Origin of the sequence: Acidovorax sp., assembly GCF_046314175.1 — a bacterium.
In the GTDB taxonomy this organism is placed as follows: domain Bacteria; phylum Pseudomonadota; class Gammaproteobacteria; order Burkholderiales; family Burkholderiaceae_C; genus Acidovorax.
This window is the reverse complement of sequence record NZ_JBKBXG010000127.1, coordinates 1-10,322: the sequence shown is the minus strand read 5'-3', so window position 1 is coordinate 10,322 and position 10,322 is coordinate 1. Positions and strand designations below refer to the sequence as shown.

Below are 10,322 nucleotides of genomic sequence, written 5' to 3'. Positions count from 1 at the left end.
AGTTGCTCAAGAGTGACACTTCGGTGAAGGTCGGCGTGCAGGCTAAGCGCAAGCGCGCGGGATGGGATGTGGCCTATCTGGCACACATCCTGGGACTCTCTGTTTAGATGCGATTGCCCTGGATTGGATGCCAATGTGCTATTAAAAAAATAGCTACAAGTGCTTGCCTATCAAGCGCTAGTGGCCAATTTTATTCAATATTTACCGTGCTCAGTGCGCCCGGTGCGCCCCGTTTGCTGCGCAGCCCGTAAAGCCTGTCTTGCGTCCGATGGATTTCTGTATGGCGGGTGGCACCCGCATACCGTTCACCATGGCTTTGCCCGCAGCGCGCGCGCCTTTCAAGTCAAGGGCGTTGCGGCCTATGGGCTGTTGTCAGGGCGGTGGGATTTGGCAGGTATTCCAGCGGTGCCAGCTGTGTATCCCAGTCTTGCGTAAAGGTACTGAAAAATTCCAGCGGGCGTGGCGGCGACATCAGGTAGCCCTGCACTTCGTCGATGCCCGCCGCGATGACCATGGCCAGTTGTTCGGAGGTCTCTACCCCTTCGCAGACGGTGCGCATGTTCAGTGACCGCGCCAGTTGCGCAATGTGGTGCACCACGGCCAGCGCCTCGGGGCGCACCATGGCTTCTTCCACAAAGCTGCGGTCGATCTTGAGGGTACTGAACGGAAACCGGCACAGGTAGCTCAGTGATGAGTAGCCGGTGCCAAAGTCATCCAGCGCCACACGCACGCCCAGGGCATGCAGGGCGTGCAATTGGCGCAGGGCAACGTCGGTGTCCTCGATGAAGACCGACTCGGTGATCTCCAGCTCCAGCCGTTCTGCGGGCAGGCCCGTGGACTCCAGCACTGACTGCACCATGGGCACAAACTGCGGATCTGCCAGTTGCACGGGCGACACGTTCACCGACACCAGCACCCCTGACAGCTGGTTTTGTCCGCACTCGCAGGCGTGGCGCAGTGCCCACAGGCCAATCAGGTCCATCAGGCCTTCCTGCTCGGCCACGGGTATGAATTCGCCGGGGCTCACCTTGCCCAAATGCGGGCTTTCCCATCGCAAAAGCGCTTCTGTCCCGGTAATTTTCCAGGTCGAAAGTTCGACCTTGGGTTGCCAGTGCAAGCTGAGCTCGTCGTTGCGCACTGCCTGGCGCAGCCCTTCTTCCACCTTGGCACGGCGGCGGGTGCGCTCACCCAGTGCGTGTGTGTACTCGGCGGCACGCCCGCGCCCTTGGGACTTGGCGTCATACAGCGCAATGTCGGCCCGCACCAGCAGTTCATCCACGTCGGTCACTTCGCCGTCCAGTTCGGCAATGCCTACGCTCGCGCCTACCCGAAGCCGCCGTTCGCTGATCTGGTGAGGGCGCGAGAGTGCAGCGACCAGCTGCGCTGCGAGCGACTGGGCCAGTGTTGTGCCTGCCTCTGTCTCGTTGTGGGGCAGCAATATGGCAAATTCATCACCCCCCAGCCGCGCCACCAGGCTGTTGGGTGGCGCGTGCTGTTGCAACCGTTCAGCGACGCTGGTCAGCAGAGCGTCACCGACCGAATGGCCGAAGCTGTCATTGACGGTTTTGAAATGGTCCAGGTCCAGCAGCAGCAGCACTCCGGTGGGCGGCTGCACCTGCAGCTGCTTTGCGATGGCGGCGTGCAAGGCAAATCGGTTGGCCAATTGCGTGAGTGAGTCGGTGTTGGCTTGCCGGTGCAGTTGCTCCTGCGCCAGAGCAACGGCGGTACGGTCTGACAAGACGCCCCGCCAACCGGCGGGCTGCCCCAGTTCGTCAAACAAGGGCTTGCCTTGAAACGTGAGGTGGTAGCGCTGCCCGGCGTGCTCCAGCACCACGGCAACATTGTTAAAAGGAACACCTTTGGCCAGTGCCTGGGCTACCCCGTCGTCTCCCGGCGCCGTGCGCTGCAGCAGCCAATGCGCCAGTGATTCGCCCTGCAGCTGCTCAGTTTGCGTATGCAGCAGTTTGGCAAGCCGGGCGGAAGGCTGGCGCAAGCGGCCATCCAGGTCGACCTCCCACAGGGCGTCCGTAGCGCTTTGCTCGAAGTCCTGCAGCATCACGGCCAGCATTTGCTCGTGCCGGACCGCCTCGTTCTGCGACAGGAGCAGGGCGGTGGACTTGCGCCAGTAGGAGATTCCGCCCACTAGCACCATGATGGCGTAGAGCACCACGAGGACAGCGATCGCCATGATCTGCGGCTCGCCTGCGCGCCCCAATGCCCACACCGCCGAGCCGGTAAAGATCACCACATACGCCAGACTGGCCAGAGGCAGCGCGCCCAGCACAAAGGTGCCGGCCCCCATCATCCCCGTGAAAAGCGTGGCAATCACCAGCTGCTGGCTGTGACTGGCTTCGCCAAACCACGCCACAGGCAAAAATCCCCAGACCAAACCCAGAATGGCCGCGTGCAATGTCGAGCGTTTGATCCCGCGGCAGGACACTCGGGTGGATTGGCGGTGCCAGAACTTGGCCCAGCTTCCCAGCGCCAGCATGGCGAGCGTCATCATGATGGCCCACCAGACGACGAGTCCGGTGGTGAGGGTGGCCTGAAAGCTCCACAACACGAGTGACGCATTGGCCATGTTGGCCACCATGGCCACCGGCGTCAGCCTGACGACGGTGCTCAGATGTTCGTAGCGGATGCGTCCCGCCGCAGCTCCGGGGTCCCAATACATGGTTCGGATGCCGTTGCGCAGTGTGCGCAGCTCGTTGTTCATGGACGTTAGCATTGTTGCGATTTTTAACATATCGCAAAAAGAGCGGGTGAGATGCCTCTATGGTTGCACCCGTTTTTTGCTCAGTCCCCCAGCAACTCCCCCACCACCTTCAAATCTTCCACCCGGTCGCAAACTGCCTTCACGGCCATCATCACGGGGATGCCCAGCAGCAGTCCCCACAGGCCCCACAGCCAGCCCCAGGCGAGCACGCTGACGAACACGGCCACGGGGCTCATGCTGCTGGTGCGGCTGGTGAGCCAAGGGGTGAGCAGGTTGCCGATGATGGTGTGGATGACCAGCGACGCACCGCCAATGGTCAGCGCCATGTCGATGGTGCCAAACTGCAAAAAGGCCACCAGCGCCGACGCCCCCGTGACCAGGGCCGAGCCGATGTACGGTGCAAGGTTGAGCACCCCGGCGGCCACGCCCCATACGGCGGCGTTTTCCAGGCCCAGGGCCCAGTAGGCAAGGCCGGTGGCCACGCCTACCAGCACGCTGGTGAACACCTGCACCATCAGATAGCGCTGGATGTTGCTGGTGATGTCTTCGAGCACGTGGATGGTGATCTTGCGCCGCTCCAGGCTGGTGCCCGCGATGCGCAGCAGCTTGTTGCGAAACAGGTTGCCGGAGGCCAGCGCGAAGTAGGTCAAAAACACGACCACCGTCAATTGCCCCAGTGCAGACATCAGCCCCACGGTGCTGCTCCACAGGTAGTCGCGGATGTTGAAGGGCGGGCGCTCGACGATGACGCGCTGCACCCCACGGCGGGTGGGGGCGGCCGTGCCGCTGTCGTTGGCGGCCTGTTCAATCTGTGAGGCGGCCTGTTGCATGGTGTCCAAGGGGCTGGCGGTGCCAGTGCGGGTCTTGAGGTTGTCGCGCACCTTTTTGGCCGCCACGGGCAGCGAGTCCACCAGCTGTGCCGCGCCGTCGCTGAGTGACCAGGCCGTGACCGCCAGGCCCGACACGATGGCGATCAGCAACACCCCCGCACCCAGCCAGCGCGGCACATGGCAGCGCTTCAATGCATCTACCGCAGGCCGCAGGGCGGTGGTGAGCAGCAGGCTGAGCATGATGGGGATGAACACCGCGCTGGCCCAGTGCAGCAGGGCCACGCCGGCAAACAGTGCCAGCAGGGCGAGCGACATGTTGCGCACGTCCACGGGCATGTGCAAGGTGAGCGGGTTGCCGTAGGGGATGTCGCTGATACCCGGTTGCAAGGCACCTGCGTCCGGGGGCGACGAAGGGGATGCGGGCGAGTGCTCTGCGCTGGTTGCGGCGGGTTCAGCGGGTGGCATTGGCACTGTGGGCGTGGAAGCGGGGACAGGTTCTGGCGCTGGTCCGGGCGTGGTGGTGGGCAGCGGTTCGGCAGAGGGGGCGGTCATGCGCGGATTGTGGGGCCGCTGCCGCCAAAGATTCTGTAGGCGGCCACCCCATCGGGGGGCGGCGTGGGCAAAGTGCCACGCAAATCCGCCCTTGTTCGACCGATAGGCCCTTGCGCACCGGCATAGCATCTTGCCCATGGAATCTGTTGATTACGTTCGCCCCCACGGCGCGCTGCCCGGTCGCTGGCTTTGGTGGCCCCTGCTGGGGCTGGCCGTGCTCGGCGCAGGATGTGCGGGCCTGGATGTGCCGCAACCCGGCAGCCACTTGCCCTCGACACAGAAAACGCTGCGCGCCGTTCACCACTGGGATGTGTTGGCACAGGACATGGCCACCCGCATCGCCGACAAGACCCGCGACTGGCCTGCCGGGCAGCACCCCATCTACGTGACCTCCAAGGCTCACACCCGGTTTACCCAAGGGTTTCGCAAGCTGCTGATCAACCGCCTCGTGGACCAGGGCGTGACGGTGTCGACCGAGCCGACTGCCGTGCAATTGATCGTTGAAGCGCAGGTGGTGCAACACCTGGAGCCTGCCACCAGCGTGCTGCACTGGGTGCCCCTGGCCTCGGGCGTGAGTGTGGCGCGCGACGGCGTGCATTTTCATGGAGCAAATTCATTCAGCCCTGCTACCAGCGATAGCGCCGCCAAGGATTCAGACATCAAACCAAGCGCTACACCATCGGCCGAGCGGGATGTGGTGATTGCATCCGGCAGCGCTTTTGGCGCCGCCGTAGCCGCCGTATCTTCTGCACCTGTTTCTTTCGCTCCGCCCATTCGAAGGGCGCCCACAGCCGTTGAGACCCCGGTTGAATACCCGCGCCTGGGCACGCCCACGCGGTCCGAGGTGCTGGTGACCGCATCGCTGGAGAGCGGCGGGCGCTACCTGGCGGGCACGTCGGATGTGTATTCGCTCACGCACGACGATGCCTTGCTGTATTTGCCCGCCGAGCCCCGCTTGCCGGGCCCGCCCCCTCCATCTATCAAGACCTGGCGGGTGGTGAGCCCATGATGCGGCGCTTTGCACGGGGCCAGCTTGCTGCCGCATCAGGCGTTGTTGTTGTCGTTGCAACGGCAGCGCTGCTGTCCGGGTGTGCGTCCAGTTATTACTACGGCGACAGCGCCGGGGGCTCTGGCGGCGCGGGGAGCTTTGGGTTGGGCAGCGCACCGCGCACGTCCATCATTACGGCCAATCACGCTGCGGTGGACATGCTGCTGCAGACCGCACCCCTCGACCGCGAGCACGCCGTGCTGGTGGCCACGCTGGTCAACGTAGACCGTCTCAATGAGTCGTCACGCCTGGGGCGGATCTTTTCGGAGCAGATCGCGGGACGCCTGGTGCAGCGCGGGTACCCGGTCACCGAACTCAAGCTGCGCGACAGCGTGGCGATGCAGCGCGAGCAGGGCGAGCTGCTGTTGTCGCGTGAATTGCGCGAGGTAAGCCGGGCACACGATGCGCAGGCCGTGGTGGTGGGCACTTACGCCGTGTCGGCCACCATTCTTTACGTCAGCATCAAGCTGGTGAAGCCCGACGGCAACATGGTGGTGGCAGCGCACAACTATGCAGTGCCGATGGATGACAACGTGCGGGCGTTGCTGGCAGGGCGGTAGGCGAGACAAAGAAAGAGGCCCGAAGCGGCCTCTTTGTCATTCATCACCCAACTGTTGGTATCTGATATCAAATTCATAGCTGCTAGCGCTTATGGGTAAAGCGCTAGAGGCCAATTTGACTCAAAAAGTTGATCGGTCGCAGATTCTCAATGCAGCATCAGCGCACCCGCCGACTTGCTCTTGCCAGCGCGGGCGGGCGGGTTGCACAGGCCGCAGGTGAAGTGGCGGTTCTCATACAGCTCCGTCACAAACTGGCCGCTGCACTGGCTGCACTTGGTGCGCGTCAGCATGCCGGCGTCCACAAACTTCACCAGACGCCAGGCGCGGGTGAATGACAGCAGGGGCTCGATCTCGGCCGTGGCCACTTGCTCGTTGTACAAGCGGTAGGCCTTGGTCAGCAGTTCCACCGAATCCAGATCCACGCCCTTGGACAGGTACTCATAGATATTGAGGAACAGCGAGCTATGAATGTTTTCTTGCCAGGTCAGGAACCAGTCGGTCGAGAACGGCAGCTGGCCCTTGGATGGGGACTTGCCTGCGATCTCCTTGTACAGGCGAATCAGGCGTTCATACGACAGGGTCGTCTCGGATTCAAGCACCTGCATGCGGGCGCCCATCTGGATCAGCATCGCAGCGCGTTCGATCTGCTTGGATTCGTTCAGCACGCTTTTGGCGGGGGCTTTGGCAGCAGGGGCGTTGGTGGACATGGCGGGCTTTCGATGGAGACGGGGAGAGGAAGGCTGCGGGCAAGTGCTTCAGAGCACTTCCGACACGCGGCTGGCCATCAGGATGTTGGCGTGCAGGGTGTTGGTGGCTTCGTTGCCGACCTTCTTGGCCGAATGGTTGGTGAGCAAGCTCCACACGAGGTTGTCGTCCACACGGAAGCTGCAAAGAAGCGTGTTTCTGGAGGCCAGTTTCATTACTTGCGCCGCCGACAGCGATGCCAGAATGTCGGCAGACTCTTCGTTCATGCCCAGACGGAAAACCGCTTCGGCCTTGTCCTGGCGGATCAGGGTCTGGGCCAACATCAGGTACGTGAGGTTGGCTTCGCGGATTTCAGCGAGGATTTGTTCGTTGGTCATGGCAGCTTCCTTTTTTTCCAGTTCCGGGTCTTGCGTTTTCTGCTGTTTGCAGGTTTTGCGTGATCCGTTGAAATGGATTGTGAAACCGCCCCAATCAAAAATTAAGTCGGCGTTTGGATGTGCCGCGTGTCTGGTTTTGGGGTGGGGCGTGTAGGAATTTGCCTTACACGCCGAGCAGGCTTAGTCTGGCGTTTCACAGGAGCGGGCGTGCTGTGCGGTGTGCCGCCGCCGCCCGGATTCTGCTCATGGTTTTGATAGCGCCTGCAACACCATCTTTTTTGCGCTTTTACAAGCTTGGCCGTGTGATTTGGCTGCAGTCAGCCTTTTTCGACGGGGCGTGCGGGGTCTGTGCACCATTCGCTCCAGCTGCCGGCAAACAGTGCCGTGGGGCCCAGACCTGCCACTTCCATCGCCAGCAGGTTGGGCACGGCGCTGACGCCGCTGCCGCACTGGTGGACCACGGTGGCCGGGTCGCGGCCAGCAAGAAGCGCATCAAACTCCGCCCTCAGCACCGCTTCGGGCTTGAAGCGACCATCGGCGCCAACGTTGTCAACAAACGGCCGGTTCAACGCACCGGGGATATGTCCCGCCACGGGGTCGAGCGGCTCCACTTCGCCGCGGTAACGTGCGCCGGCCCGTGCGTCGATCACCGTCTGGCCGGGCTGCTGCAGGCGTGCTAGTACATCGCCCACCGTAGCGAGCTGCCGCAAGGGCGCGCCCAGCTGAAAGTTGGACTGAAAGTGCGCGGTCTCTTCACCGCTGTTCACGGCGCCACCCGCAGCCTGCCACGCTTGCAGACCGCCATCGAGCACGGCCACCGCGTCGTGCCCCGCCCACTTGAGCATCCACCACAAGCGTCCGCAGTAGTTGGCACCCTGGCGGTCGTACACCACGGCCTGCATGCCATTGGCAAAGCCGACGCTGGACAGCCACATCGCAAAGCGCTCGCGGCTGGGCAGCGGGTGGCGCCCGCCGGACGCGGGCACGTCAGCTTCCTGGGCGGTCAGGGTGCCGCCCGCACCGGGCGCGCCGTGTTTGGCACTCAGGTCATTGTTCAGATCGGCATACACCGCACCCGGGATGTGGGCCTTTTCAAATTGCTGCGTGCCTGCAGTGGGTTGCGTCAGGTCAAAACTGCAGTCGAACACCATCAGCGGGGCGCCGCTGGCGATGAGGTCTTGCAGGTCGGTGGCAGAGATGAGGGTGGTGTAGGTGGTCATCAGCGGCGAAGGGTGTGCAAAAGGACGGAGCCCATTGTGTCAACTTGGCGAATGAGATGTTGTAGGCAAACAGGTATCAATGCTCTTCAGCCGGCGCGCCCGGGGCCGCACGCGCCCGCAAGATGGTTGCCACGATGCCGCTGCCCACGATAAGTGCCATGCCGATCCAGCCCAGGGGCGGGATGATGTCGCCAAACAGAACCACGCTGTAGATGGCCGCAAACACGATGCCCGAGTACTGCAGGTTGGCCACCACCAGCGTGCCGCGCTGGGTCTTGGCACTGGCGTAGGCGCGTGTCATGCACAGCTGGCCGCCCGCTGCCAGCACGCCAATCGGCAGCAGCCACAGCGCCTTCCAGCCCGGCCAGTCCGATGTGCCCGTCAGCAGCAACGCCACCCCGCCCGCCACGGCCGAGCCCACTGCAAAATAAAACACCGTGCGCGATTCGGGCTCGCCCAGGCGCGACAGCGCCACCACCTGCATGTACGCAAACGCGGCCGACAGGCCGGACATGAGTCCGATCATCCCGGCAAAGGCCTGGTTCTGGTCCAGGCTGGGGCGCAGCATCAGCACCACGCCCACAAAGCCGGTCAGCACCGTCAAGACCAGCGGCCCCTGAAACGCGGGCCGTGGCGCTGCGGCAGAGGGCCGCCAGGCCAGCAGCGTACCGCCCACCAGAAACGCGGCGATCCAGACGCTGCTCATGTAGTTGAGTGTCATGGCCGTGGCCAGGGGCAAGTGGGCGATGGCATAGAACCACGCGCCCAGAGACACCACGCCCACCAGGCTGCGCCACGCGTGCATGCCGGGGTAGCGCGTGGCCAGCGTCACCTTTTGCGAGCGCGCCAGCAGCCATAGGATGAACATGCCGATGATGCCGCGGTAGCACACCAGTTCTGCCGAGTTGAAGAAGTCCGATGCGATCTTGACGCACACGCCCATGCTGGCGAACAGGAACGCGGCCAACACCATCCAGAGGGCTTGCATCGGGTTGTGATCTTTGTGACGTGCACCAGTGGTGCAGAAATGAGAATAGCTGCCAGCGCTTATTTTTTAAGCACTGACAGCTATTGTAATGAGAGCAGACCACGCCGGGCCTGCGGATTGGCGGGGTTTTGCTGCCGTATTCAGCGCTTTGGCGCGGCCGGGTCGATGGTGCCGTTGCCCATCGCCTCGCGATACCACTCATGAAAGTGCTGCATGCCGTCTTCCATGGGGCTCTGGTACGGGCCTACTTCGTTGTCGCCACGGGCCAGCAGCGCCTTGCGTCCCGCGTCCATGCGCTCGCCAATCTCGTCGTCCTCGACGCAGGTTTCCATGTAGGCGGCCTTCTGCGCCTCGACAAATTCGCGCTCGAACACAGCGATTTCTTCGGGGTAATAGAACTCCACCATGTTCAGTGTCTTGGTGGGGCTGATGGGGTGCAGCGTGGACACGGTGAGCACGTGCGGGTACCACTCGACCATGATGTGCGGGTACAGCGTGAGCCAGATGGCGCCATGCTTGGGGGGCTTGCCCTCGCGGTAGGCCAGCAGGGCCCCGTGCCAGCGCTCGTATACGGGGCTGCCGGCCTTGCCCAGGCGGTTGGCCACGCCCACGGTTTGCACCGAGTAGTTGGTGCCGAATTCCCAGCGCAGGTCGTCACACGTCACAAAGCTACCGAGGCCTGGGTGGAAGGGCCCCACGTGGTAGTCCTCCAGGTAGACCTCGATGAAGGTCTTCCAGTTGTAGTTGCACTCGTGCAACTCGACATGGTCCAGCACATAACCACCAAAGTCGAGGTCGGCGCGCGGGCCCATCTGGGCCAGGTCGGCGGCCACGTCGTAGCCGTTGTCTTCAAACAGCAGGCCGTTCCACTCGCGCAGCTTGTAGTTGTTGAGGTTCAGGCACGGGTCTTGTGCAAAGTGGGGCGCGCCCAGTAGCTCGCCCTGGGGGCTGTAGGTCCAGCGGTGGAGGGGGCAAACGATGTTGCCGCCCGCATGGCCCTTGCCCTGGCCTTGCAGCGAGCCTTTGCCCTTGAGCATGACGGCCTGGCGGTGGCGGCACACGTTGGAGACCAGCTCGACGCCGCCCTGGGCGTTGCGCACCAGGGCACGGCCTTCGCCCTCCTGGGGCAGGGCGTAGTAGTCGCCCGCGTTGGGCACAGACAATTGGTGCCCCACGTAGCGGGGCCCGCGCTGAAAGATGGTGCTCAGCTCGCGCTGGAACAGCGCATCGTCAAAGTAGCTTGAAACTGGTAGTTGGCTTGCGGCCTGCTGCAGTTGAAGACTTAAATCAGACATGGGTGACCTGACCTAAAGACTCCCCACAGGG

The 10,322-nt window shown here is 63.2% G+C and carries 9 protein-coding genes; 2 read left to right on the top strand and 7 right to left on the bottom strand.

Going from position 1 to position 10,322, the window contains the following annotated elements; genetic code table 11:
• Positions 1-343: 343 nt before the first annotated feature.
• Together ACK4OE_RS23645 and ACK4OE_RS23640 are read right to left on the bottom strand one after the other, a co-directional pair.
• Positions 344-2,716, bottom strand: a complete 2,373-nt coding sequence (locus ACK4OE_RS23645) for a putative bifunctional diguanylate cyclase/phosphodiesterase (RefSeq protein ID WP_409888692.1) — start codon at positions 2,714-2,716, stop codon at positions 344-346.
• Between the two features lie 80 nt (positions 2,717-2,796).
• Positions 2,797-3,882 carry an AI-2E family transporter gene (locus ACK4OE_RS23640; RefSeq protein WP_409888694.1) on the bottom strand — a complete coding sequence of 362 codons (1,086 nt, stop codon included), beginning with the start codon at positions 3,880-3,882 and terminating at the stop codon, positions 2,797-2,799.
• 352 nt (positions 3,883-4,234) lie between these two features.
• Between ACK4OE_RS23640 and ACK4OE_RS23635 the strand changes: the two genes are divergently transcribed.
• Positions 4,235-5,107, top strand: a complete 873-nt coding sequence (locus ACK4OE_RS23635; protein WP_409888691.1) for a hypothetical protein — start codon at positions 4,235-4,237, stop codon at positions 5,105-5,107.
• The gene (locus ACK4OE_RS23630; RefSeq protein WP_409888689.1) at positions 5,104-5,706 is read left to right on the top strand and encodes a FlgO family outer membrane protein; all 603 of its coding nucleotides are present in this window, start codon (positions 5,104-5,106) and stop codon (positions 5,704-5,706) included. The genes ACK4OE_RS23635 and ACK4OE_RS23630 overlap by 4 nt, the downstream gene beginning before the upstream one ends.
• A gap of 146 nt (positions 5,707-5,852) precedes the next feature.
• On the opposite strand, the gene flhC is transcribed toward ACK4OE_RS23630, so the two are convergent.
• The 5 genes from flhC to ACK4OE_RS23605 form a co-directional block, all read right to left on the bottom strand.
• Complete coding sequence (gene flhC / locus ACK4OE_RS23625) at positions 5,853-6,413, bottom strand: flagellar transcriptional regulator FlhC (RefSeq protein WP_409888687.1); 561 nt, start codon at positions 6,411-6,413, stop codon at positions 5,853-5,855.
• A 48-nt stretch (positions 6,414-6,461) separates the two neighbouring features.
• Positions 6,462-6,788 (bottom strand): flagellar transcriptional regulator FlhD, encoded by a 327-nt coding sequence (gene flhD / locus ACK4OE_RS23620; protein ID WP_056166924.1) that lies wholly within the window; start codon positions 6,786-6,788, stop codon positions 6,462-6,464.
• 317 nt (positions 6,789-7,105) lie between these two features.
• Positions 7,106-8,008 carry a sulfurtransferase gene (locus ACK4OE_RS23615; protein ID WP_409888685.1) on the bottom strand — a complete coding sequence of 301 codons (903 nt, stop codon included), beginning with the start codon at positions 8,006-8,008 and terminating at the stop codon, positions 7,106-7,108.
• A gap of 76 nt (positions 8,009-8,084) precedes the next feature.
• Entirely contained in the window at positions 8,085-8,996 is a 912-nt protein-coding gene (locus ACK4OE_RS23610) for a DMT family transporter (RefSeq protein WP_409888683.1), read from the bottom strand.
• A gap of 140 nt (positions 8,997-9,136) precedes the next feature.
• Positions 9,137-10,291, bottom strand: coding sequence for an aromatic ring-hydroxylating oxygenase subunit alpha (locus tag ACK4OE_RS23605; RefSeq protein ID WP_409888681.1), 1,155 nt, complete (start codon positions 10,289-10,291; stop codon positions 9,137-9,139).
• Positions 10,292-10,322 lie beyond the last annotated feature (31 nt).